This window comes from Brevundimonas sp. GW456-12-10-14-LB3 (genome assembly GCF_059424365.1).
Genome location: NZ_JBWKZJ010000026.1, coordinates 1 through 23,455, shown reverse-complemented (window position 1 = coordinate 23,455; position 23,455 = coordinate 1). Strand labels below are relative to the sequence as shown.

Annotated in this window: 18 protein-coding genes; 8 read left to right on the top strand and 10 right to left on the bottom strand. The window is 67.0% G+C overall.

What is annotated here, in order from left to right; genetic code table 11:
• Positions 1-7: 7 nt before the first annotated feature.
• Positions 8-1,390 (bottom strand): glutathione-disulfide reductase, encoded by a 1,383-nt coding sequence (gene gor, locus AC07XS_RS11165; protein WP_182714445.1) that lies wholly within the window; start codon positions 1,388-1,390, stop codon positions 8-10.
• Between the two features lie 197 nt (positions 1,391-1,587).
• Here gor and AC07XS_RS11160 point away from each other — a divergent pair, with 197 nt between their 5' ends.
• Positions 1,588-2,529 carry a hypothetical protein gene (locus tag AC07XS_RS11160; RefSeq protein ID WP_224764271.1) on the top strand — a complete coding sequence of 314 codons (942 nt, stop codon included), beginning with the start codon at positions 1,588-1,590 and terminating at the stop codon, positions 2,527-2,529.
• Positions 2,530-2,534: 5 nt separating this feature from the next.
• On the opposite strand, the gene rpiA is transcribed toward AC07XS_RS11160, so the two are convergent.
• From rpiA to metC, 5 genes are all read right to left on the bottom strand, one after another.
• Complete coding sequence (gene rpiA, locus AC07XS_RS11155; protein ID WP_182714447.1) at positions 2,535-3,218, bottom strand: ribose-5-phosphate isomerase RpiA; 684 nt, start codon at positions 3,216-3,218, stop codon at positions 2,535-2,537.
• Positions 3,215-4,576 (bottom strand): bifunctional UDP-N-acetylglucosamine diphosphorylase/glucosamine-1-phosphate N-acetyltransferase GlmU, encoded by a 1,362-nt coding sequence (gene glmU / locus AC07XS_RS11150; protein WP_182714448.1) that lies wholly within the window; start codon positions 4,574-4,576, stop codon positions 3,215-3,217. The genes rpiA and glmU overlap by 4 nt, the downstream gene beginning before the upstream one ends.
• A gap of 81 nt (positions 4,577-4,657) precedes the next feature.
• Positions 4,658-6,721: a DNA topoisomerase IV subunit B gene (locus AC07XS_RS11145; RefSeq protein WP_182714449.1), complete on the bottom strand. Its 2,064-nt coding sequence runs from the start codon at positions 6,719-6,721 to the stop codon at positions 4,658-4,660.
• A complete protein-coding gene (locus AC07XS_RS11140) occupies positions 6,696-8,045 on the bottom strand; it encodes an O-antigen ligase family protein (RefSeq protein WP_321208080.1) in 1,350 nt (449 codons plus the stop codon). Before AC07XS_RS11140 ends, AC07XS_RS11145 begins: the two co-directional genes overlap by 26 nt.
• Positions 8,046-8,067: 22 nt before the next feature.
• Entirely contained in the window at positions 8,068-9,246 is a 1,179-nt protein-coding gene (gene metC, locus AC07XS_RS11135; protein ID WP_182714450.1) for a cystathionine beta-lyase, read from the bottom strand.
• Positions 9,247-9,323: 77 nt separating this feature from the next.
• Between metC and AC07XS_RS11130 the strand changes: the two genes are divergently transcribed.
• Both AC07XS_RS11130 and AC07XS_RS11125 read left to right on the top strand, forming a co-directional pair.
• Entirely contained in the window at positions 9,324-10,418 is a 1,095-nt protein-coding gene (locus AC07XS_RS11130; protein ID WP_321208081.1) for an amino acid ABC transporter substrate-binding protein, read from the top strand.
• Between the two features lie 33 nt (positions 10,419-10,451).
• On the top strand, positions 10,452-11,780 hold the full coding sequence (locus AC07XS_RS11125; protein ID WP_182714451.1) for a dicarboxylate/amino acid:cation symporter: 1,329 nt from the start codon (positions 10,452-10,454) through the stop codon (positions 11,778-11,780).
• Between the two features lie 6 nt (positions 11,781-11,786).
• On the opposite strand, the gene sseA is transcribed toward AC07XS_RS11125, so the two are convergent.
• Genes sseA through AC07XS_RS11110 form a run of 3 tightly spaced genes read right to left on the bottom strand, consistent with a single transcriptional unit; the run spans position 11,787 to position 15,345 of the window.
• Positions 11,787-12,635: a 3-mercaptopyruvate sulfurtransferase gene (sseA, locus tag AC07XS_RS11120; protein ID WP_182714452.1), complete on the bottom strand. Its 849-nt coding sequence runs from the start codon at positions 12,633-12,635 to the stop codon at positions 11,787-11,789.
• Between the two features lie 15 nt (positions 12,636-12,650).
• Positions 12,651-13,871: an SAM-dependent methyltransferase gene (locus AC07XS_RS11115; RefSeq protein ID WP_182714453.1), complete on the bottom strand. Its 1,221-nt coding sequence runs from the start codon at positions 13,869-13,871 to the stop codon at positions 12,651-12,653.
• Between the two features lie 22 nt (positions 13,872-13,893).
• The gene (locus AC07XS_RS11110) at positions 13,894-15,345 is read right to left on the bottom strand and encodes a cryptochrome/photolyase family protein (RefSeq protein ID WP_182714454.1); all 1,452 of its coding nucleotides are present in this window, start codon (positions 15,343-15,345) and stop codon (positions 13,894-13,896) included.
• Positions 15,346-15,445: 100 nt separating this feature from the next.
• On the opposite strand from AC07XS_RS11110, the gene kdsA reads away from it, so the two are divergent.
• The 5 genes from kdsA to AC07XS_RS11085 all read left to right on the top strand — a co-directional run bounded on the left by kdsA (position 15,446) and on the right by AC07XS_RS11085 (position 19,946).
• Complete coding sequence (gene kdsA, locus AC07XS_RS11105; protein ID WP_224764268.1) at positions 15,446-16,315, top strand: 3-deoxy-8-phosphooctulonate synthase; 870 nt, start codon at positions 15,446-15,448, stop codon at positions 16,313-16,315.
• A gap of 1 nt (position 16,316) precedes the next feature.
• Complete coding sequence (gene rfaD, locus AC07XS_RS11100) at positions 16,317-17,318, top strand: ADP-glyceromanno-heptose 6-epimerase (RefSeq protein ID WP_287105804.1); 1,002 nt, start codon at positions 16,317-16,319, stop codon at positions 17,316-17,318.
• On the top strand, positions 17,315-18,412 hold the full coding sequence (locus AC07XS_RS11095) for a DUF3089 domain-containing protein (protein ID WP_182714455.1): 1,098 nt from the start codon (positions 17,315-17,317) through the stop codon (positions 18,410-18,412). The genes rfaD and AC07XS_RS11095 overlap by 4 nt, the downstream gene beginning before the upstream one ends.
• 77 nt (positions 18,413-18,489) lie before the next feature.
• The gene (locus tag AC07XS_RS11090; protein ID WP_054765777.1) at positions 18,490-19,473 is read left to right on the top strand and encodes an SPFH domain-containing protein; all 984 of its coding nucleotides are present in this window, start codon (positions 18,490-18,492) and stop codon (positions 19,471-19,473) included.
• A 14-nt stretch (positions 19,474-19,487) separates the two neighbouring features.
• Positions 19,488-19,946: an NfeD family protein gene (locus AC07XS_RS11085; RefSeq protein WP_182714456.1), complete on the top strand. Its 459-nt coding sequence runs from the start codon at positions 19,488-19,490 to the stop codon at positions 19,944-19,946.
• Positions 19,947-19,961: 15 nt separating this feature from the next.
• Here the strand turns inward: AC07XS_RS11085 and AC07XS_RS11080 are convergent, their stop codons facing one another.
• On the bottom strand, positions 19,962-23,336 hold the full coding sequence (locus tag AC07XS_RS11080) for a PAS-domain containing protein (protein ID WP_182714457.1): 3,375 nt from the start codon (positions 23,334-23,336) through the stop codon (positions 19,962-19,964).
• Between the last annotated feature and the right edge of the window lie 119 nt (positions 23,337-23,455).

Here is a 23,455-nt window from a genome sequence, read left to right as displayed (position 1 = left end):
GGAAGGTTCAGCCCGCCGAGGTGCTGCTGGACTGCTTTTCCTTCAAGGTCACCAACTCCTCCGCCATGGTGGGGTGGACGGCGCAGGTCGCATCCCATTGCGGCTTGGTGAGGCCGGCCTTAACGGCGATGGCGGCGAGCTGAATCATCTCCGGACTGTCCGGCCCGACGATATGGACGCCGACCACCCTCTGGCTGTCAGCGTCGACGACCAGCTTCATCAGAACCCGCTCCTCTGAGCCGGTGAAGGCGTATTTCATCGGCCTGAAGCGGGTGACATAGACATCGACGCCGGCCGAACAAGACCGGCGCGCCTCGGCCTCCGACAGGCCGACCACGCCGACGGGCGGCTGGCTGAACACCGCCGTCGCCACGGCCTCATAGTCGAAGTGCTGGGGATTGTCGCGGAAGACGGTCTGGTGAAAGGCCACCGCTTCGCGAATAGCCACCGGAGTCAGGTTCATCCGGTCGGTGACGTCGCCGATGGCCCAGATGTTTTCGGCCGTCGTCCTTGACCAGCGGTCCACCTTGATCGCCCCGGCCTCGTTGAGCTCGACCCCTGCGGCTTCCAGCCCCAAGCCCTTCACATGCGGAACCCGGCCGGTGGCGAACATGACCACATCCGTTTCCAGCTTCATGCCGTTTTCGAGGTGGTTGATCAGTCCGGTGGGCGTCTTCTCGATCTTCTCGTGCTGGCAGCCCAAGATCACCTTGATGCCGCGCTTTTCGATCTCGCCGGCCAGATGGGCGCGCACATCGTCGTCGAAGCCGCGCAGGATATTCGGCCCGCGATAGATCAGGGTCGTCTCGACGCCCAGGCCGGCGAAAATTCCCGCAAACTCCACCGCAATATAGCCGCCGCCCGCAATCAGGATGCGCTTGGGCAGTTCGGGCAGGTGGAAGGCCTCTTCCGAGGTGATGGCGTGCTCGATCCCGGTCAGGCCGTCCGGCTTCCATGGGCGGCCGCCGGTGGCGATCAGTATCCTTTCAGCGGTGAAAACCTGATCCTTTCCGACGATTTCGACCGTATGGGCGTCTTTCAACACAGCCCGACCATGGACCAGCTCAACGCCGGCCTTACCCAGATTGGCGGCGTAGATGCCCGAAAGACGCGCGATTTCGACGTCCTTGGCTTCGAGAAAGGTCGGCCAGTCGAACCGGGCCTGGTCGAACGACCAGCCGTAGCCCTCAGCGATCTCCAACGCATGGCTGACCTCGGAGGCCATGACCATGAATTTCTTGGGCACGCATCCTCGGACGACGCAGGTGCCGCCGACCCGGTATTCCTCGGCCACCGCGACCCGCTTTCCGTCCAGGGCGGTCAGCCGCGCTGCACGCACGCCCCCGGAGCCGGCGCCGATGACGAAGAGGTCGTAGTCGTAATCAGCCATGGAGCGCTCCGAAACACAGCCGCAGTGACAGAGCCGGCACGCGCCGCAGCCCAGGCGGACCACTGACATAAGTACGTTGTTCTAGCGAGACAAGCTAAGGTCAATAGAGCACGAAAAGGTTGCATAGACATGGCCAAAAGGTTGACTTCGGGTGTGCGGTCGAACAGTGTGCTGTCAGGACTTAATGGGTGGCGGGTATGATTGGGCTCCTTTTGACAGCGGCTGTAATTTTTCCGCAATCGGGCGATGACCAGCTACGTGTTGAGACGCCTTCTTCATCTTCTGCTGCGGTCAGACTTGAAGATGTCGAAGTTGTCGGTCGCCCTCTAGACAGCATGATCAGCGACTTTGTGAGGGAGGTTGCGGCGCCGAACAATGGGCGGGGCCTGGCGCGATGGCGCGATCCTGTGTGTGTGGGCGTCGCCAATCTGCAACGCGAACCTGCACAGTATATCGTAGATCGCGTATCAGAGATAGCGGACGATTTGGGCCTGAAGGCTGGAAAGCCCGGTTGCACGCCCAATGCTCTGGTCGTGGCGACATCAGACGGCGCAGCAACAGCGAACGCTATGGTTGAAGAGAGCCCTAGAACGTTTAGAATCGGCGGTTCCGGAATGGACAGAGGCAGGGAGTCCCTGCGGCGGTTTCGGGCTTCAGATCGTCCGGTCCGTTGGTGGAATGTATCCATGCCGGTCGATTCAGACACGGGCATGCGCGCCGTCCGTATTCCCGGAGACTGTTCTGGATCCTGCATTAAGGGATTCGAGATGGCGCCGGTGGTTCCTGTATTCGCAGCGTCGCGGCTGAACTCCCAAATCGTTGATGACATTTTTCGTACGATTGTAATCATCGATGTCGACCAAGTGGCCAACGTCACAATACAGCAGTTAGCGGATTACGTCGCCATGGTCACGTTCGCCCAAATCGATCCCGATTCGGACACCAGTGCTTATGCATCCATCCTGAATATCTTCACTCAACCCGCAGACGCGGAATCTCTGACTGATTGGGACAAGGCCTATTTGGCGGGGCTCTATGCGGCAGAGCGCGGCCACGTCAGCACGCGAGTGGCGCGTTCTGAAATCGTAGATGCAATCCGCCGCGAGCACGTCTTGCTCAAGAATGAGGAAGAGAAATAGTCGCCTTAAGGCTGAATCGTGTAGACTCCGTCATCCATCCCTATGATCGCCAAGTCCGCCAGGTCGAGGAACAGGCCGTGTTCGACCACGCCGGTGATCAGCTTCAGGTCGTCGGCCAGGCGCACCGGGTCGTGGATAGCCTTGCAAGCCGCGTCATAGATCAGATTGCCGCCGTCGGTGCGAACCAGACCGCGATCCGCCTGGCGCACGCGCGCCGGCGCATGGATATCATGGTCGACCAGGACGTCGGCGATGCGATTGGCCGTGGTCTTGTGCCCGAAGGCGACGACCTCGATCGGCAGGGGAAAGGCGCCGAGCACCGGAACCACCTTGGCGGCGTCGGCGATGACGATGCAGCGGCTGGACGCCTCCCACACCAGTTTTTCACGCAACAGGGCGGCGCCGCCCCCCTTGATCAGGGCCAGGCCGGGACCGACCTCGTCCGCGCCGTCGACGGTCAGGTCGATGCGCGGCGTGTCTTCCAGCGTCGATAGGGTCAGGCCCAGATCGCGCGCCAGGTCGGCGGTCTTTTCGGATGTGGGGACGCACCGCAGACCGGACAGATTGCGGGCAGCCAGAGCCTTGACGAACCAGGCGGCCGTCGAGCCGGTGCCCAGGCCCACCACCATGCCGGGCTCGACATGCTGGGCGGCGGCTTCGCCGGCGTTCTTCTTTTGCAGATCGCTCATTTCAGCTTAGCGGCCTTGGCCGCCTCCTTCTTGGCCTTGGCCTTTTCACGGAAGTCGGCGGCGGCTTGCGGCCTGTTCGTCTGGCGGGCCCGGCCGAAGGCGAGGGCGTCGGCCGGCACGTCCTCGGTGATGACGGAGCCGGAGGCGACCAGGGCGCCCGCGCCGACCGTCACGGGGGCGACGAGACTGGAATTGGAGCCGACGAAGGCGCCGGCCCCGACCTCGGTCTGCGCCTTGTTGAAGCCGTCATAGTTGCAGAAGATGGTTCCCGCCCCGATGTTGGCGCCGGCGCCGACCGATCCATCGCCCAGATAGGCCAGGTGATTGGCCTTGGCGCCCTCGGCCATACAGACGTTCTTGACCTCGACGAAGTTGCCGACCTTGGCGCCCCTGCCCAGGTCCGCGCCTGGCCGCAGCCGGGCGTAGGGGCCGACCTCCGCCCCGGCCGCCACGCGCGCGCCCTCGATATGGCTGAAGCTGCGGATGCGCGCCCCGCCCTCGATCACGGCGCCCGGCCCGAAGACCACATAGGGTTCGATGACCGTTCCGCCTCCGACCTGGGTGTCCCAGGCGAAGTGGACGGTGTCCGGCGCGCTCATGGTCACGCCGGCGGCTAAGAAGGTCTCGCGCTGAACCTTTTGGAACAGGGCCTCGGCCTGGGCCAGTTCCGCCTGGGCGTTGACCCCCATGACCGCGTCCTCATCGGCGAAGACGGCGCGGGTGGGATGGCCGGCCTTGCGCGCCAGTTCGACGACGTCAGTCAGATAGTATTCGCCCTTGGCGTTATCGTTGCGGACCTGGGCCAACAGGGAAAAAAGCAGGGCGGCCGGCGCGGCCATGACGCCCGAGTTGCAGGCCGTGACGGCCAGCACCTCGGGCGAGGCCTCCTTGGCCTCCGTGATGGCGGTCAGGATGTCGCCCTCGAGGATCAGACGGCCATAGGCGCCCGGGTCGCGGGCTTCGAAACCGATCACGGTGACCCCCGACGCGCCGAAGACAGGCGCGATGTCGGCGGCCTTCAGCAGGGGGACGTCGCCATAGGTGACGACCACGTCTCCTTCGAACCCGGCCAGAGCCTGTTCGGCGGCGCGCACGGCGTGACCGGTGCCCAGGGGCGGGTCCTGGACAGCGATCGCAGCCTCGCCCAGGCGGTTGACGACGTGGGCCCGGACCTCCGGCGAATGCTCGCCCACCACCACGACCACCCGCTCGCAGCCTAGGGCCTCGGCGGCGTCAATGGCGTGATCCAGCATGGCGCGCCCGCCGACCGGATGCAGCACCTTGGGCAGGGGCGATTTCATCCGCGTGCCCTGGCCGGCGGCGAGGATGATGGCGGCGCGGGGCGGCGTCTGGGTCATGGATCGATCCGGCTGTCGGTCTTGGTCTGTCGCCCTCTAGCGCGCCTGGGTCCAGGCGTCACGGGGGCGTGGCGGGCGGGATCAGACGTCCAGCTCTTCCTTCACGAACTGGGCGTTTTCCTGGATAAACTGGAAACGGGCCTCAGCCCGCTTGCCCATCAGCCGTTCGACCAAATCCTCGATGCTCGCCTCGGCGTCCGGCACTGTGATCCGGGCCAGGGTGCGCTTCTTCGGGTCCATGGTGGTCTCCTTCAGCTGGGAGGCCATCATTTCGCCCAGGCCCTTGAACCGGCCGATCTCGGTCTTCTTGCCCTTGAAGACGGTGGCCAGAAGCTCGTCGCGGTGGACGTCGTCGCGGGCGTATTCGCTCAAGGGGCCGGCGGAGATCCGGTACAGCGGCGGCAAGGCCATGAAGACCCGGCCCTGACGGATCGTCTCGGGCATGACGCGATAGAAGAAGGTGATCAGCAGGGCCGCGATGTGGGCGCCGTCGACGTCGGCATCGGTCATGATGATGATCCGCTCGTAGCGGAGGTCGTCGATGTTGAAGCGATTGCCGGGCTGGACGCCGAGCGCCAGGGCCAGATCGGACAGTTCGACGTTCTGGCGCAGCTTGTCCGCCGTGGCCGACGCGACGTTCAGGATTTTGCCGCGCAGGGGCAGGATGGCCTGGGTGGTGCGGTCGCGCGCCTGTTTGGCCGAGCCGCCGGCTGAATCGCCTTCGACGATGAAGAGTTCGGTGCCCTCGGCGGCCTGACGCGAGCAGTCGGAGAGTTTACCGGGCAGGCGCAGCTTGCGGGTGGCGGCGGCGCGCTGGACCTCCTTGTCCTTGCGGCGGCGCAGCCGGTCTTCGGCCCGGTCGATGACGAAGCCGAGCAGGGCGTTGGCCTGTTTGGGGCTTTCGGTCAGCCAGTGGTCCAGCGGGTCGCGCAGCAGCTGTTCGACGATCCGCGCCCCCTCGGGCGAGGACAGACGGTCCTTGGTCTGGCCCTGGAACTCGGGATTGCGGATGAAGACGCTGATCAGGGCGCCGGCGTTGGCGATGACGTCCTCGGCCGTGATGATGGCGGCGCGTTTCTCATTGGTCAGTTCGCCATAGGCCTTGAGCCCCTTGACCAGGGCCGCGCGGAAGCCGGCTTCGTGCGTGCCGCCGTCGGGGGTGGAGACGGTGTTGCAGTAGGACTGGATGAAGCCGTCCGCCTCGCCGAAACCGGCGGGCGACCAGGTGACCGCCCATTCGAAGGCGCCCGCCTCGCCCTGACGCTCGGCGCGGCCGGCGAAGGTGGGGGTGACGGTTTCCAGCTCACCGATGCGGTCGGCCAGGGCGTCGGCCAGGCCGCCGGGGAAGTGGAGCAGGGCCTGTGCCGGGGTGGCGTCGGTGATCCGTTCGGGGGCGCAGGTCCATTTGATCTCGACGCCGCGGAACAGATAGGCCTTGGAGCGCGCCATACGGAACAGGCGGGCGGGCTTGAAGGCCGCGCCGACACCGAAGATCTGCTCGTCCGGCTTGAAGCGGATCAGGGTGCCGCGCTTCTTGGACGGGCCGACCTGCTGGATCGGGGCCAGGACATGGCCGCGCGAGAAGGCCTGCCTCCACTCGAAACCGTCGCGCCAGACCGTGACCTCGACGCTTTCGCTGAGGGCGTTGACGACCGAGACGCCGACGCCGTGCAGGCCGCCCGAGGTCTCATAGGCCTTTCCCGAGAATTTGCCGCCCGAGTGGAGGACGGTCATGACCACCTCCAGCGCCGACTTGCCGGGGTGTTTGGGGTGCGGGTCGACGGGGATGCCGCGGCCGTCGTCGCGGACGGACAGATAGCCTTCGGCGTCCAGATCGACGGTGATCAGCCGTGCGTGGCGGGCCACCGCCTCGTCCATGGCGTTGTCGAGGACTTCGGCGAACAGGTGGTGCAGGGCGCGTTCGTCGGTGCCGCCGATATACATGCCGGGGCGTTTGCGGACGGGCTCCAGGCCTTCCAGCACCTCGATCGAGGAGGCGGAATAGCCGCCGGGGACCGCAGCGGCCGGGGTCGGTGCGGGCGCAGGGGCGGGCGCCGCCGCAGCGCCCGGCGTCGGGACAGGCTTGGGCGCCTCCGGCTTCGGAGGCTGGGGCGTGTCGTCAAAAGCGAAGAGATCGGCGGCCATTCACATAGTCTGAGGCGATTCGGGGCCGGTTCTGGTAGGCCCGCTGGGGCGGTCGAGCAAGCGGCGGTCGTGCCGGAACGGGATCGAAGGTCACGGCGCGGGCCAAAATCGCCAGCATCAGCACCCAGGGCAGGTTGGCGTGGGTCAGAAGCACGCTCTCCGAAAGGCTCAGGACGAAGAAGCCCGTCATATAGCCCAGGCTCCAGAAACCCTCGCGCGCGCCCATTCCGTTCAGCCGGGCCAGAATCATCACCGCCGAAACGGCCATCACCAAACCCACGAGGACGGCGCCGGGCCAGCCCAGCTGGACCAGAAGGTCGATCCAGCCGTTGTGGGCCGAGGGAACCGGCCATTGGGTCTCTACTCGGATCGCGCGCGCGGGGATGGAGTCCACGCCCCAGAAGGCGCTGAAACCGTAGCCGGTCCAGGGACGGTCGGCCACCTTGCGCATCAACGCCTCCCAAATCAGGGTCCGGCCGGTCAGGGAGGGATCCTTGCCCAGGGCTTCGAGGATGACGGCGGACTGTGTGTTCCAAAGCCAGGCGCCGCCGGCCGCCATGACGACCCCCAACCAGACCGCAACCACGGTGACGGCGGCTCCGCCTTGGCGAAGCACCCACCAGCCGCCGACCATGCCGACCCCCAGGATCAGGCACAGCAGGGAGGTCTTGGACTGGGTGGCGACCACCAGAAGCGTGGTGAGGGCCAGGGTCAGGAGGGCGATCCAGGGTTTGCGGCCATTGTCAGCCAGATGATCGGCGACAAGAACGGCGGCGGCCGAGACGGCGCCGACCACCATGACCAGGCCCATCTGGTTCTTTTCGTACCAGAGCCCGCGCCACAGGCCGGCGTTGTCCAGTTGGTGCACTCCGATCCGAGGAAACAGGAAGACCATGATCAGGCTGCCGATCGCCATCACCAGGCCCGCGCGCATCAACAGGCGGGGCAGGGCGGAGCCATTAAAGACGGCGCCCAGATAGACGGCGAAGGCGCTGTTGATCGCCAGGGCGATGACGCGCCGCTCCGTCACCTCCGCATCGATCGACCAGTACTGCGACACATAGGCCAGGCCGACGAGGGCGCCCACCGCCAGCCAGGCCGGCCAGGCGCGAATGACGCGCTCGAACCGGAAGACGATCAGCCCCGCCGTCACCGCATAGACCGGCAGCCACAGGAACCGCAGCATGGGGGTCTCGCTCTGATCCGGCGCAAAGACGGGCGCGAAAAGGGCGCCGGTCAGCATGAAGACGACGAAGCCCGCCGCCCACTGCTCCCAGGCGGGCGGATCGGTCGGCTGATCGAATCGGTCAGGCGAGGCGCGCACGCCCAAGGGTGACGCCGCCCGCTTAAGGAAGGGTGAGCGCGGCGCGGAAGGCCGCCAGTCCCCGCTCCAGGTCCGCAATCAGGTCCGACGGGTCTTCCAGCCCCACATGCAGTCGGATCAGCTCCCCCTCCAAGGCGGGCGGGTAGACGCGATAGGCCGTCTGATGGGTTTCGTGGGTGATCAGGCTTTCGAATCCGCCCCAAGAATAGCCCATGCCGAACAGGCGGAGGGCGTCAAGCAGGGCCTGGCCGGCGGCCTCGGTCCCCCCCTTCAGAACGACCCCCATCAGGGAGGCGGCGCCGGTGAAGTCGCGTGTCCACAGCTCATGGCCGACAGAGCCGGGCAGGGGCGGATAAAGGACGCGGGACACCTCGGGCCGGGCCTGCAGCCATTCGGCGATGATCAGACCCGACCGACCCTGTTCGGCGTAGCGCAGCGGCAGGGTGCGCAGGCCACGCAGGGCCAGCCAGGCGTCGTCGGGCGAAACGTGCCAGCCCAGGTCTTCGATCGTATCTGCGATCGCCCGGCGACAGGCTGAATCCGTGACGGCGATCCCGCCCATCAGGACGTCGGAATGGCCGGAAACATATTTGGTCAGGGCCTGGACGCTGACGTCCACGCCGTGGGCCAGGGGTTTGAAGGCCAGGCCGGCGCCCCAGGTGTTGTCGATCATGCTGAGAACGCCGCGTTCTCGACAGGCCCGAGCCACCGCCTCGACGTCGATCATTTCAAACGTCAGGGAGGCGGGCGACTCCATCAGGACCAGGCGGGTGCGCGGCCCGATCGCGGCGATCACCGTTTCAGCATCCGCATCGGCCGGCAAAAATCGTGACGTGACGCCACGCGCGGCCTGGTAGCGGGACAGAAAGCGTCGCGACGGACCATAGAGGGCGTCGGTCGTGATCACCTCGTCGCCCGGCCGGGTCAGGGCCAGCAGAGGCACGGTGACGGCGGCGAGGCCGGAGGGGACGATAAAGGCGTCCTCGGCCCCTTCCAGATCGGCCAGGGCGGCGCGCAGCTGGCGCGCGGCCGCCCCGCCGTCCAGGCCGTAGGTGGGGCCATCGGCGTTATCCCGCATGACCGCCGCACGGTCGCTGAGCATGGTCGAGGCCCGCTCGACGGGCGGATTGACCGGACGGCGGCCCTGCCCCCGGCGTGTGGCGGACGAGATCAGGCGGGTGCGGTCCGAATGCGGCGACATGGCCTCTCCGATGGCTTGCGGATCAGGGTCTAAAGGCCTCTAAAGTCGGCCGGGCGCAAGCGGAGGAGACGAACGCGATGCGGATCATGGCGATCGGAGCGATGACGGTCCTGCTGTTGGCGGCGGCTTGCGGCCGCGACGACACGAGACGCGCCGCCGAAGACGACGCCCCCCCGGTCCCGGCGCCAGCGGTGACGACCGATCGTCCCGAAAGTCCGACCCTGGTGGCGGTCAAGCGCCGCGGGCGGCTCAATTGCGGGGTGCATCAGGGTCTGGTGGGCTTCGCCCACACCGACAATCGCGGGCAATGGCGAGGTTTCGACGCCGACTTCTGCCGGGCCATGGCGGCGGCGATCCTGGGCGACGCCGAGGCGGTGCGCTTCGTGCCCCTGTCGGCCTCAGACCGGTTCGCCGCCTTGGATGAGGGCAGGATCGACGTCCTTTGGCGCAACTCATCCTGGACCATGAGCCGCGACGCCGGAGAAGGCTTCGTCTTCGCCGGCGTCAACTATTACGACGGCCAGGGCTTTCTGGTGCGACGGTCACTCAGCCTGAACAGCGCGACTGAGCTGAATGGGGCGCGGGTCTGCGTCCAGGCCGGCTCGACCGCACAGGCCAACGCCGACGACTTCTTCAGGTCACGGGGGATCCCGTACCGGCCTGTCGTCTTGCCCACGGAGGAGGCGGCGCGCGACGCCTATGGCCGCGAGGACTGCGACGCCCTGAGCGCCGACATTTCGGCCCTCGCCGCCTCGCGCGCCGTCCTGGCCGACTCCCAGGCGCACACGATATCGTCAGACGTGGTGTCCAAGGAGCCCCTGGGACCGGTTGTCCGCGCGGGCGACGACCGCTGGGCCGACGTGGTCCGCTGGACCCTCAACGCCGTCATCCTGGCCGAAGAACTGGGCGTGACTCAGGGAAACGTCGAGGCCCAGGCCAAAGACGCCCGCGACCCGCGGATCCGGCGTCTGCTGGGCGCAGAGGGGGATTTCGGCGCCATGCTGGGCCTGTCGAAGACCTGGGCGAAGGACGCTGTTTCCGCAGTCGGCAACTATGGCGAAATCTTTGATCGAAACCTGGGATCTCAATCGCCGCTCGACCTGGCACGCGGATTGAACGCACAGTGGAACGGTCGGCCGCCCGGCTTGATCTATGGATTGCCGATCCGTTAAGCGCGACGACTTGCATCGTTTTCTGGGGGACAGATGACTGAGACCAAACGCGGGGGCTTGGCGCTCCACTGGCTGATGCTGATCGGCTTCACCGTCGGCTTGGCCGCCGGCCTTTGGGTCAATTTGACCCTCGGCGCCGACACGCCCTGGGTCGTCTGGCTGACCGACAACGTCACCGGCCCGGCCGGTCAGATCTTCCTGCGCCTGCTGTTCATGATGGTGATCCCCTTGCTGTTCTCAGCCCTGGTCATCGGGGTGGCGGAGATGGGGGATCTGAACGCCCTTGGCCGGGCGGGGATCAGGACCCTGCTTCTGACCATATTGGTGTCCGGCATCGCCGTGGTCATAGGGCTGGTGATGGTCAATCTGTTGCAGCCCGGTCGCGGCGTCGATCCGGCCATGGCTCAACAGTTGCTGGAGCAGGGCCGCGACGGCGCGGCCGGGATCGTCCAGAATGCGCCGGAGACCATCCAGCTCGGAGACTTCTTCCTAGACCTGGTTCCGTCCAACGCGGTCACGGCGGCGGCGGAGAACCAGATCCTGCCGCTCATGGTTTTCGCCCTGTTCTTCGGCATCGGCCTGGTCATGGCCAAGAGCCCCGCCACCGACCGCCTCCAGCAGGTCATCGAAGGCATTCTCGAAGTCACGATGAAGCTGATCAACCTCTTCATTAAACTGGCGCCCATCGCCATCGCCTGCCTGATGTTCAATCTGGCGGCCCTGTTCGGCTGGGATCTGCTGGTGCGTCTGGCCGCCTTCGTCGGCGTCGCCGTGGGGGCCATGGCGATCCATATGTTCCTGGTCTATCCCCTGGTCATCTGGATTCTGGGCGGACGCTCGCCGTTCGGCTTCTTCAAGGCGGTGCGCGAGCCCATGGTGGTGGCCTTCTCCACCGCCTCATCCAACGCCTCCCTGCCGGTGTCGCTGAAGGCGGCCGAGCACGAGTTGAAACTGCCGCGCAAGATCGCCCGCTTCGTTCTGACCGTCGGCGCCACCGCCAACCAGAACGGCACGGCCCTGTTCGAGGGGGTGACGGTGCTGTTCCTGGCCCAGTTTTTCAATATTGAGCTGAGCCTGACCCAGCAGGTGATCGTCATGCTGGTTTGCATCCTGGGGGGAATCGGCACGGCGGGCGTTCCGGCCGGCTCACTGCCCGTGGTGGCCATGATCCTGGTCATGGTGAAGGTGCCGCCGGAAGGAATCGGTCTGATCCTGGGCGTCGACCGCTTCCTGGATATGTGCCGCACGACGCTGAACGTCACCGGCGACCTGGTGCTGGCCACCGTCGTCTCGCGCGGCGAGAAGGACGATCCGGTCGAGCCGATCACCGAAACCCAGGCCTCGCCGCCGATCCTGGCCTGAGCGGCGTCAGGCCCCGGTGGCGACGGGGGTGTCGGTTCGAGATCCCCATTCAGCCCATGATCCGTCATACAGGCGCGACGGCCGCCCCAGGGTTTCGAGCGCCAGGCTGATGATTGCGGCCGTGACGCCGGATCCGCAGGTCGTCACGACCGGCCGGGCCGGGTCCAGTCCGGCGTCGGCCAGGACGTCGTTCAGGGACGCCCCCTGTTTCAGCCGACCGTCGCCGTCGATCAGGGCGGCGTAGGGCAGGTTGATCGCGCCGGGCATATGGCCCGCACGGACGCCGGGTCGGGGTTCCGCCGCCTGGCCGGCGAAGCGGGCGGGACCGCGGGCGTCGGCGACCTGAATCCCCTCTGCGAGTGCGGCGCGCACATCATTCAGGCCGGCGACTGCGTCCGCGTCGAAATCCGGGGTGAAACGGGCGGGCGAAGGCGGAGCCGGGGTCCCGGCTTCGACGGGGCGTCCCTCGGACTTCCACTTCGGCAGACCGCCGTCCAGCACCTGGACATGGGCGGCGCCCATGACCTTCAGCATCCAGCGGACGCGGGCCGCCGAAAACAGGCCGACGGAATCATAGACCACCACCCGGTCCGTCTCGCCGATCCCCAGGTCCGACAGGGCGGATGCAAAGGCTGCGGGCGAGGGCAGCATGTGGGGCAGGCCGCTGGAGCCGTCCGAGACGCCGTCCAGATCGAAGAATCGGGCGCCGGGAATATGTTCGACCGCGAACTCGGCCCGGCCGTCCCGTCCGTCCAGATGCCAGCTGGCGTCCAGTATGCGCAGCGACGGATCGTCCGTCAGGGCGGCGAGATCCCCCGTGGAAATCAGGGGAAAGAGGGGCGAGGTCTGGGTCATGGCCCCAGCCTAATGTCAGGCGCGGTCCAGCACCAGTTGCACCACGTCGGTCCGCCGCGATCGGAAGCCCGCCTCGCAATAGGCCAGATAGAAGCGCCACAGGCGGCGGAACCGCTCGTCGAAACCGGTGATGCGCCGGATGTCGGACCAGGCGGCCTGGAAGCGATCGTCCCAGAGCTTCAGCGTCTCGGCATAGTCCAGACCGAACCGCTCGATGGGGCCCCAGGTCAGGCCGGCGGCGGCGACGACCGGCTTCAGCCGCTCTTCCGACGGCAGCATGCCGCCGGGGAAGACGTATTTCTGAATGAAGTCGGTGCGGGCGTTGTATTCGTCGAACAGGGACTCCTGGATGGTGATGATCTGGAGGCCGGCGCGGCCGCCGGGCTTCAGCACCTCGTGGATCTTGCCGAAATAGGCGGGCCAGTATTCCTTGCCGACCGCCTCGAACATCTCGATGGAGGCGACGCGGTCGAACCGACCCTGGACGTCGCGATAGTCGGTCAGTTCGATCGTCGCCCGGTCCGAAAGGCCGGCGTTGAACAGGCGCCGGCGGGCGAAATCGTACTGTTCCTTCGAAATGGTCAGGCCGGTGACCTGGGCGCCGATCTCGCGGGCGGCGAACTCGGCGAAGCCGCCCCAGCCGCAGCCGATCTCCAGCACCGACATGCCGGGCTTGAGGTCCATCATCCGGGCCAGGGCGGCGTATTTGGCCTGCTGCGCGGCCTCCAGCGACCGGTCGGCGCCGTCGAACCGGGCCGAGGAATAGGTCATCGAACGGTCCAGCCAGGTCGAGTAGAAGGCGTTGCCCAGGTCGTAGTGGGCGTGGATGTTCTTTTTCGAGCCTGTCCGGCTGTTGCGGTTGCGCCGGTGGGCCAGCCAGTTGACCGCCTTCATCAGCCAGTTGCCGTCGAACAGGCGGCGGATGTGGTCATAGTTCTCGACCAGGGTCTCCAGCAGGGCGGCCAGATGGGGGCTGTCCCATTCACCGGCCATATAGGCCTCGGCGAAGCCGATGTCGCCGGCGGCCAGGACGCGGCGGGCGAAGCGATAGTCCTTGACTTCAAGCACGCCGCTGGGGCCGGGACGCGCGCCCTCCAACACATGGACCTCGCCGTTCGGCAGACGAACGGTGAGGCGGCCGAAGGTCCAGTTCGACGCCAGCAGACGCAGCAGCAGGCCGAAAACGCGTGGCGTGCGGGCGGCGGCGGCCTCGATGTCTAGAGCGGCGGCAGTCATGCAAGAACCTCTGTCTCAGTCGTCAGTCAGGATCAGCGGACGCATCGCGACCCGACACCGTCTTCAGGGCGTCGAGGGCGCGCGCACGCGCCTGGGCATGATCCAAGATAGGGTGCGGATAGTCCGTTCCAAGCCTCACTCCCGCGTCGCGCAGAACTTCGGCCGGGGCTGTCCACGGCGAATGGAGCCAACGATCCGGAAGGCGGCGCAGCTCGGGAACCCAGCGGCGGACATAGGCGCCGTCGGGGTCGAACTTTTCGCCCTGACCTATGGGATTGAAGATGCGGAAATAGGGGGCGGCGTCGGCGCCCGAGCCCGCCACCCACTGCCAGTTCTGCACATTGCTGGCCAGGTCGGCGTCCACCAGAGTGTCCCAGAACCAGGCCTCCCCCTCGCGCCAGTCGATCAGCAGATGTTTGACCAGGAAGGAGGCCGCGACCATCCGCACCCGATTATGCATCCAGCCGGTCGTCCACAGTTGACGCATGCCGGCGTCGACCAGGGGATAGCCGGTGCGGCCCCGCTTCCACGCCTCCAGGGCCTCGGGATCGTTTCGCCAGGGCATGGCCTCATATTCCGGGCGGAAGGCCCGGTCGACGATCGTCGGGAAATGGTGGAGCAGATGGGCTGAGAAGTCGCGCCAGCCCAGCTCGGAGACGAACTTGGCCGCCTCGGCCGCCGGCGCGGTCTCGCGGACCCGATGGGCCGCACGCCAGGGGCTGATCTCGCCCCAGTGAAGGTGAGGCGACAGGCGGCTGGTGGAGGACAGGCCGGGGCGGTCGCGGTCGGCCGCATAGGTCTTCGCGCCGCGCGCCAGGAAGTCGGACAGGGCCGCCGCGGCGCTGGCCTCGCCCGGCGTCCAGTCGAAGCCTTTCGACCAGTCGGGTCGGGTGGGGTGCAGACCCCAGTCGTCCACCGCTTCGCTCGCCACCTCGGCCGGGGTCTCGATCCGACGCGGTCCGGTCGTGTGCGGCGGCGGCTCAATGTTCGCCAGCAGGGCCTTCATAAAGGGGGTGAAGACCTGGTAGGGGGCGTCTGAGCCGTTCAACACGTCGCCTGGCCGGGCCATCAGCGACCCGTTGAAGCCCCGGCAGTCGACGCCGGCAGACTTCAGCTCATGGGCGATCTCGGCGTCGCGGGCGAAGGCGGCGGGCTCGAATAGACGGTTCATGAAGACGGAGTCTGCTCCGGTTTCGTGGACCAACACCTGAAGCTGCACCAGGGTCTCGCCACGCCGCAGGATCAGCCGCGATCCTCGCTCGCGCAGCGCGGCGTCCAGGGCGCGCAGAGACTTGTCCAGCCACCACAGCGAGGCGGCGCCCGCCGGGCGGTCCGGGTCGCGGTCCAGGATGAAGACCGGCAGGACCGGACGGCCGGTCGCGGCGGCCTGGTTGAGGGCGGGATTGTCGTGCAAGCGAAGGTCGCGGCGAAACCAAAGGACGACAGGCTTGGGGGCCACGCAGGCGAACTCCATGATGATAGCTTGCGCTCACGGGAAATGAGCGCCACCTGATGGCCTCATAGCTGCGGCAAACGCCGCTCCCATAACGCCTGAACTTCGAAAGAGCCGCCTCGTGAGCCGACCCAACGCCGTCATTACGTTGTCCGAAGGTCTTCGGACGCCTGTCGTCATCGGCGGCGGCGCCCGAATCGTCTTCATCGCCGGTCCGTGCCAGATGGAGAGCCGCCAGCACGCCCTGGAGACGGCCCATGCGCTGAAGGAAATCGGCGAGCGGCTGAAGGTCGGCATCATCTACAAGACCAGTTTCGACAAGGCGAACCGGACCAGCGCGACGGCGGCGCGGGGCATCGGTCTGAAGGACTCCCTGCCGATCTTCGCCGAGATCCGCGAGGTCACCGGCCTGCCGACCCTGACCGACGTCCACTCCGAGGCCCAGTGCGGACCCGTCGGCGAGGTGGTCGACGTGCTGCAGATCCCGGCCTTTCTGAGCCGCCAGACGGACCTGCTGTTGGCCGCGGCCGCGACCGGCAAGGCGATCAACATCAAGAAGGGCCAGTTCCTGGCCCCCTGGGACATGAAGAACGTCGTGGCCAAGGTGGTCGGAGCCGGCAATCCGAACGTCATGGCCTGCGAGCGGGGCGCCAGTTTCGGCTACAACACCCTGGTCAGCGACATGCGGGCGCTTCCGGTGCTGCGCGACATCGGCTGCCCGGTCGTGTTCGACGCAACCCATAGCGTCCAGCAGCCGGGCGGGCAGGGCACGTCTTCGGGCGGTCAGCGCGAGTTCGTGCCGGTTCTGGCCCGCGCCGCCGTTTCGGTGGGCGTGGACGCGGTCTTCATGGAGACCCACCCGGACCCCGACAACGCTCCGTCGGACGGCCCGAACATGGTGCCGCTGGATCAGTTCGAGGCCCTGGCGGCCCAGCTGATCGCTTTCGACGATCTGGCCATCCAGATCGGCGCCAAGACGCCTCAGGTCTGACATGACGCCCCGGATGATCGTGGTGACCGGCGGCGCCGGCTTCATCGGCTCCAACATCGTGGCTCGGCTGACGGAGGAGACGGCCTATGACGTCGTCGTCTGTGATCGGCTGGAGACGGCCGATCTGGGCAAGTGGCGGAATCTGGCCAAACATCCGATCGCGGATTTCTGGTCTCCCGAGGAGATGTTCGACCAGCTGGAGCGCCATGCCGAACGGATCGAGGCCGTGGTCCATATGGGTGCGATCTCCTCGACGACCGAGCCCGACGCGGACCTGATCCTTCGGACCAACTTCACCCTGTCGCGCGATCTGTGGGACTGGTGCGCCATCCGCAATGTCCGCCTGATTTACGCCTCCTCCGCCGCCACCTACGGCGACGGCGAGACGGGGTTCAACGACGATGACGACGCCCTGTCCCTGGGGCAGCTGCGGCCCCTGAACGCCTATGGCTATTCCAAGCTTCTGTTCGACCAGTACGCGGTTCGACAGGCGGACCGGGACCAGGCGCCGCCGCAATGGGCCGGGCTGAAATTCTTCAACGTCTATGGACCGAACGAGGGCCACAAGGGCGGGATGAAGTCGGTCGTCGCCCAGATCTGGCCCAAGGTGGCGGCGGGCGAGACCGTCAGCCTCTTCCGCTCGCACAACCCCGCCTATGCTGACGGGGGTCAGCTGAGGGACTTCGTCTATGTGGACGATGTGGTCGATGTGATCGAGTTCCTGCTGCAATCGCCTCAGGTCTCGGGGATCTTCAACGCCGGATCGGGCCAGGCCCGCTCCTTCGCCGACCTGGCGCGCGCCACCTTCGCCGCAGCCGGCAAGCCTGAGGCGATCGCCTATATCGACATGCCGGAGGTCATCCGCGACCGATACCAGTATTTCACCCAGGCGCGGATGGATCGCATCCGGGCTGCGGGTTTCGAGGGACAGGCGACGCCTCTGGAAGAGGGAGTGCGGCGCTATGTTCAGCAATTCCTTTCTCAGCCAGATCCTTATCGATGAAACATCTGACATTGCGTCAATGGATTGGATACAGCGGCTTTGTCCTGGTCTTTCTGTTGACGGCGGCGGTGGCCGTCTGGCGGGGCGACATTCTGCGCGCCGCCCTTGATCCGCAGATTCCGTTTCAGACCTATCGCCCGCCCCCGGCGCCCGACTACGCCCAGCCCTCGGCCTGGGCCCTTCTGGACGCGCGGGTGCAAGGGTCCGGCGCGGCCAATGTCTTCTTCGTCCATTCGACGACCTTCGACGGCGGCCGCGACTGGAACGGCGCGATCGGCGACAAGAAGGCCGACGCCTATCTGGAGCGCGTGGTTCTGCCGAACTACGCCGGACCCTTCGCTCGCGCCGGCGCCGTCAGCGCGCCCCGCTATAGGCAGGCCAGCCTCTATACGCGGCTGACCCTGCGCGACGACGCGCGCGAAGCGCGCGCCTTCGCCTATGACGATGTTCTGTCCGCCTTCGACGTCTGGCTGGGTCGCCATCCGACGGGCCCCATCGTCCTGGCGGGGGTGGAGCAGGGGGCCGATCTTCTGGATCGTTTGATCCGGGAACGGATCGCGCCTGATCCCGTGCTCAGAAGCCGGATGGTCGCGGCCTATCTGATGGACGCCATCATCGCCGTCGAAAACCTGCCGGCCGACACGCCGCCCTGCGCCGACCGGCGGCAGATCCACTGCGTCGTCGCCTGGTCTCAAGTCGGCGCTCCCGATGATGCGGCCGCGCATCGCCGGCTTCGACGGGCGACGGTTTGGGACGAGCGCGGACAGTTCGTCGATCTTGCGGGCCGCCGCCCGGTCTGCGTCAATCCGGTGACGGGCGGAACGGGCGAAGCGCGCGTCCCCGCACGGCTTCATCGCGGCGCCACCAACGCCACCGGCCTGGAATGGGGCGCAAGGCCGGCCCTGATGGCGCGGGAGGTCGAGACCCAGTGCCGCGACGGATTGCTGCGCCACAGCTGGCCTGATCTGGAGTCCTTCAAGGAAAGAGGGAGTTGGGCGGATCGACGAAAAGCCCGCCCTTACAACTTGTTCTATGGTGATATTGAAGAAGATGTTGCGGAGCGTCTGGCGGTTTACGCCGCTCGGGCGGGCTGAAACGGTCGTCTCGCGTCCGGTTTTTATGGCGCAGCCGCCTGCCGCGGCGTAACCTGGGGTTCTCAAGGAGGACCCCCATGGACGTGCTCACCATCTTCGCCGGCGTTCTGCTGTTCCTCGCCGTCTCGCTGCTGTTCAGCGTGATCAAGATCGTGCCCCAAGGGCGCGAATTCACAGTCGAACGGTTCGGAAAATACACCAAGACCTTGAGCCCCGGCATTGGCTTTCTGACCCCGTTCGTGGAACGAATCGGCAAGCGGATGAACATGATGGAGCAGGTTCTTGACGTACCGACTCAGGAAGTCATCACCAAGGACAACGCCATGGTCCGGGTGGATGGCATCGTCTTCATCCAGGTGATGGACGCCGCCCGCGCCGCCTATCGGGTCGACGACCTGACCTACGCCATCGCTCAACTGTGCATGACCAATCTGCGAACTGTGGTCGGCTCAATGGAGCTGGACGAGGTGTTGAGCCAGCGCGACAGCATCAACACCCGCCTGCTGCACGTCATCGACGCGGCGACCGAGCCCTGGGGCGTCAAGGTCAACAGGATCGAGATCAAGGACCTGACCCCGCCGACCGACGTCACCAACGCCATGGCCCGTCAGATGAAGGCCGAGCGCGAACGCCGCGCTGTGGTGACCGAAGCCGACGGCGAGAAACAGGCCGCCATCGCCCGCGCCGAGGGCGCCAAACAGGCAGCCATTCTGGAGGCCGAAGGCCGCAAGGAGGCCGCCTTCCGCGACGCCGAGGCGCGCGAGCGGGAAGCCGAGGCGGAAGCCCGCGCCACCGCCATGGTGTCGGAAGCCATCGCCCGAGGGGACGTCAACGCCATCAACTATTTCGTCGCCCAGAAATACGTCGAGGCCTTCGCCGACCTGGCCCGCAGCCCTCAGCAGCGGACCGTCATCGTTCCGGCGGAAATGGGCGCCCTCGTCGGCACGATCGCCGGCATCGGCGAGATGGTCGGCTTGGCCAAGGCTCAGCAGCAGGACGCGCCGCAGCCTGCTCGGCCAACGACGACCGCACGTCGTTCGTCGGTTCCGCCGACCGCCTGATCGGAGCGCGCGACATGACCCTTGTGGCCGATCTCTACGCCGCCCAGCCGTTCTGGATCTGGCTGGGCGTGGGCGTGCTCCTTCTGGCGGTGGAGGCGATGTTCTCGACCGAATGGCTGCTGTGGCCTGCGGTCTCGGCGGGACTGGTGGCGGTGATGACGGCGGTGGGTCTGCGTCTGGGCCTGCCGGGCGAGGTCGCCGTCTTCGCCGTTCTGACTGTGATCGCCACCATTCTGTCGCGGCGTCTGGTGCAGAAAGCCAATCCGCCCGGCCAGGACATCAACGATCGGGACAGTCGTCTGCTTGATCAGCGCGCCCGGGTCGTGGAGGCCTTCGTCGCCGGCCGCGGGCGGGTGTTCGTATCCGGCGCCGAATGGGCTGCCGTGATCGAGGGCGAAGCGCCCGAACCGGGGCAGGACGTGGTGGTCAAGGGCGTCAGCGGATCGGTGCTGACCGTGCGCTCGGCCGTCTGAATCCAAGCCGGCGCTTCAGCTGGACAGAAAGGCTTTCAGCGCCGCGGGCTTGATGGGTTTGGGCAGCAGCACCGCCCCGGCGGCGGTCGCCTGATCGTTCAAGCCGTCGCGCGTATCGGCCGTGACCAGGGCGATCCGCCGCACCCCCAACGGCCTCAGCCAGTCGATCACTGCGAATCCTTCCGGCCCTTCGCCAAGATGCAGATCGATCAGGGCGGCGTCGAACGGCCCCGTCGCGGCCTTTGCGGCCTCAAGGCTGGACGCTGTCACCGGACGGGCGCCCCAGCGTGTCAGCAGGGCCGTCAAGGCGTCCAGGATCACCGGCTCATTGTCGACGCAGAGCACCCGCAAACCCGACAGAGGCAGCCGCGCCTCCTTCAGCGGCGCCGGCTCAGGCGGACGATCGGCGTGACGGCGCGGCGCCGTGATGCGGAAGGCGGTCCCGGCCCCGACGCGGGACGTCAGCGTCAGCGGATGATCCAGCAGGCTGGACAATCGCCGCACGATGGCCAGACCCAGCCCCGCGCCCGGTTCATCGACCGGCGCTCCGGGCAGGCGGACGAACTCCCCGAAAACGGTCTCACGATCGGCGTCGGGGATGCCTCGACCGGTGTCGCACACCAGGATCTGCACGGTCTCGCCCTTGCGCCGCGCCCCGACCAGCACCCGTCCGGTGTCCGTATACCGAATAGCGTTGGCGATCAGGTTCTGAAGCATCGACCGCAGCAGATCCCGGTCCGACTGCACCCACAGACCGCTCCGCACCAGAGTCAGCCGCAGCCCCTTGGCCTCCGCCACCGGCAGATATTCGCGCTCCAGCTCGTCGAACAGTCCGTCCAGCGACACCTGTGTCACGGCCGCCTTCACCCCGCCGGCCTCCAGCTTCGACAGGTTCAAAAGAGCGGTCAGAAGCCGGTGCGCGCTGTCTATGGCCCGGTCCGCATTCAGGGCCAGGGTGCGGCCGGCCGGCCCCGCCTCCGGTCCCGAGACGGCCGGCTCTTCCTTGAGGGCGGCGATGAACAGCCGCGCGGCATGCAAAGGCTGCAACAGGTCGTGGCTGGCGGCGGCCAGGAAGCGGGTCTTGGAGGCCGTCGCCTCCTCCGCCGCGCGCCGCGCTTCCTCGAGCCGAGCCGTCCGGTCGGCGACCCGAGCTTCCAGCCTTTCGTTGGCCTCTTCCAACTGGCTGGCCGCCCGCCGCAGGGCGGTGATGTCCGTATAGCTGGTCACATAGCCGCCGCCGGGAATCGGCGCCCCGGACGAACGCAGCACCCGCCCGTCCGGCTGAAGCCGTTCATGGTCATGGGGAATGCGCCGGCTCAAGGCTTCCAGCCGCCGCTCCACCCAGGTGTCAATGTCGTTGGGGCTTTCACCGCGTTCGGCGTTCAGTCGATAGATGCTGGCGATCGGCAAGCCGACGTGAACGAAGCCGGCCGGGAGATCGAACATAGACACATATCGGCGATTCCAGGCCGTTATGCGCAGGTCTTCGTCCACGACGATCACGCCCTGGTCGATATTGTCCAGGGTCGTCTGAAGCAGGTCCCGACTGAATTGGACGGCCTGGGACGCCTCGTCCAGCATCCGCACCACATCCTCGGGCGCGCGGCCGCCGCCGGCCAGGGCGGCGGCGATCACCCGCCGAGCCGAGGCCGCCCCGATGGCGCCGGCCAGCATCCGCTCCGCCGCCCTCGCCAATCCCGCATTGGCCGGATCGGCGTCTCGCAACCGGACATCGGTTTCGGCGCTCCAGGCCGCAAAGGCCCGCTCGGCGCGTTCGTCCCCGATGAAGCGGGCGACGAGGGCGCGCAGATCGCCGACCGAGGCGCCGGCCGGCGACGGCCGCGCCTCGAGCCAGTCGGGCCCCAGACGATCGACGAAGGCCCGCGCCTGGACTCGGTCGATCAGCCGCGGCTGGGCGAACCGCGACACCCCGACATAGGCGGCCAGGTTCAGCCCCAGGCTGACGAAGACGCCCAACGCCAGCGGGTCCTTAACCCCCAACATGACATGCAGATGCCAGGGCGCGGCCGGCGCCAGCTGGGGCAGGGCCAGCATGGCGATCCAGACCGTGATCCCGACGGTGACGCCCGCCAGGGCGCCGTGTGCGTGACCGCCGCGCCACAATACGGCGCCGAACAGGGCGGGCGCCAGTTGCGCCATGGCGGCGAAGGACACCAGCCCCATGGCCGCCAGCCCCCGCGACTGATCGGTCGCCTGATAGTAAAGCCAGGCCAGCAGCAGCACCGCCACAATGGCCCCCCGTCGCACCTGCAATATGATGCCCGACATGTCCGAGGCGTCGCCGCGCAACCGCCATCGGTCTCGCGCCAGGAAGGGCAGGATCAGGCTGTTGGAAACCATGGCCGACAGGGCCACGGCCTCGACGATGACCATGGCCGTGGCGGCGGAAAACCCCCCGACGAAGACGACGGCGGTCAGCCACGTCTCGCCCCGCCCGAACGGCAGGGCCAGAACCAGCAGGTCGGGGTTGGTCGAGGGTGCGAACAGGGCGCCGGCGGCCACCAACGGCAGCACCGCCAGGCTGGTCAGCACCAGATAGGCCGGAAAAATCCAGCGGGCCCGACGCACATGGCTGGGGTCGGCGCCTTCGACGAAGGCGACGTGAAACTGACGCGGCAGGCAGAAGATGGCCAGGGTGGCGATCAGGGCGATGGCCAGGAATCGGGGCGTCGGCTCAGGCGGGGCGGCAAGGGCGCCCAGCCCCTGTCGGATTGTCGCGCCCGATCCGTTCTGAATCAGCAACCACAGAGCGAAGGCCGCGACCAGAAGCAGAGCGCCCAGCTTGACCAGGGATTCTAACCCGATGGCCTGGATCAGGCCTCGATTATGTTCGGTCAGATCCGGCCGCCGCGCCCCGAACAATATGGCGAACCCCGCCAGCACCCCCGCCAGCACCAGAACGGTCAGGCTCTCGGAACCGGCCACCGGCGTCCCCGCCGTCAACAGGGCCCCCGCCATGGACAGGGATTTCAGCTGCAGCGCAATATAGGGCAGGGAGCCCAGTATGGCGACCAGGGTTACGACCGCGCCCAGGGTCTGGCTCTTGCCATAGCGGGACGCCACAAAATCCGCCATCGAGCCGACGTTCTCGCGCCGGGCGGCGGCGGCGATCCGGCGCCACAGAGGAAACAGCACCGTCAGCCCCAGCACCGGGCCGATGTAGATGGGCAGATACTCCCACCCCTCACGGGCCGCGGTGCCCACCGCGCCGTAATAGGTCCAGGAGGTGCAGTAGATGGCCAGAGACAGGGCGTAGACCGACGGCCCCAGGCCGCGCCCGCGCGCGCCCGGCCGCTCCTGGTGCCAAGCCACGCCGAACAGCACCGCCATATAGGCGACGACCAGGCCGAGGATCATCAGGCTGAACATGGGGGCATCTGAACCGGGCAGGGGGGCTTTCACAAGGGAAAGGCGGGGCGTCGTGATAGTTGGCGAAGGTGGTGCAGTCACCGGCGACAGCTATTTGACCATCTCGCGGTGGGCTGTCC

Bases quoted from the DNA above. Each gene is read 5' to 3' on its own strand.
- gor (WP_182714445.1), bottom strand. From the start codon at position 1,390: ATGGCTGATTACGACTACGACCTCTTCGTCATCGGCGCCGGCTCCGGG.
- AC07XS_RS11160 (WP_224764271.1), top strand. From the start codon at position 1,588: ATGATTGGGCTCCTTTTGACAGCGGCTGTAATTTTTCCGCAATCGGGC.
- rpiA (WP_182714447.1), bottom strand. From the start codon at position 3,218: ATGAGCGATCTGCAAAAGAAGAACGCCGGCGAAGCCGCCGCCCAGCAT.
- glmU (WP_182714448.1), bottom strand. From the start codon at position 4,576: ATGACCCAGACGCCGCCCCGCGCCGCCATCATCCTCGCCGCCGGCCAG.
- AC07XS_RS11145 (WP_182714449.1), bottom strand. From the start codon at position 6,721: ATGGCCGCCGATCTCTTCGCTTTTGACGACACGCCCCAGCCTCCGAAG.
- metC (WP_182714450.1), bottom strand. From the start codon at position 9,246: ATGTCGCCGCATTCGGACCGCACCCGCCTGATCTCGTCCGCCACACGC.
- AC07XS_RS11130 (WP_321208081.1), top strand. From the start codon at position 9,324: ATGCGGATCATGGCGATCGGAGCGATGACGGTCCTGCTGTTGGCGGCG.
- AC07XS_RS11125 (WP_182714451.1), top strand. From the start codon at position 10,452: ATGACTGAGACCAAACGCGGGGGCTTGGCGCTCCACTGGCTGATGCTG.
- sseA (WP_182714452.1), bottom strand. From the start codon at position 12,635: ATGACCCAGACCTCGCCCCTCTTTCCCCTGATTTCCACGGGGGATCTC.
- AC07XS_RS11115 (WP_182714453.1), bottom strand. From the start codon at position 13,871: ATGACTGCCGCCGCTCTAGACATCGAGGCCGCCGCCGCCCGCACGCCA.
- AC07XS_RS11110 (WP_182714454.1), bottom strand. From the start codon at position 15,345: ATGGAGTTCGCCTGCGTGGCCCCCAAGCCTGTCGTCCTTTGGTTTCGC.
- rfaD (WP_287105804.1), top strand. From the start codon at position 16,317: ATGACGCCCCGGATGATCGTGGTGACCGGCGGCGCCGGCTTCATCGGC.
- AC07XS_RS11095 (WP_182714455.1), top strand. From the start codon at position 17,315: ATGAAACATCTGACATTGCGTCAATGGATTGGATACAGCGGCTTTGTC.
- AC07XS_RS11090 (WP_054765777.1), top strand. From the start codon at position 18,490: ATGGACGTGCTCACCATCTTCGCCGGCGTTCTGCTGTTCCTCGCCGTC.
- AC07XS_RS11085 (WP_182714456.1), top strand. From the start codon at position 19,488: ATGACCCTTGTGGCCGATCTCTACGCCGCCCAGCCGTTCTGGATCTGG.
- AC07XS_RS11080 (WP_182714457.1), bottom strand. From the start codon at position 23,336: ATGTTCAGCCTGATGATCCTCGGCCTGGTCGTCGCCTATATGGCGGTG.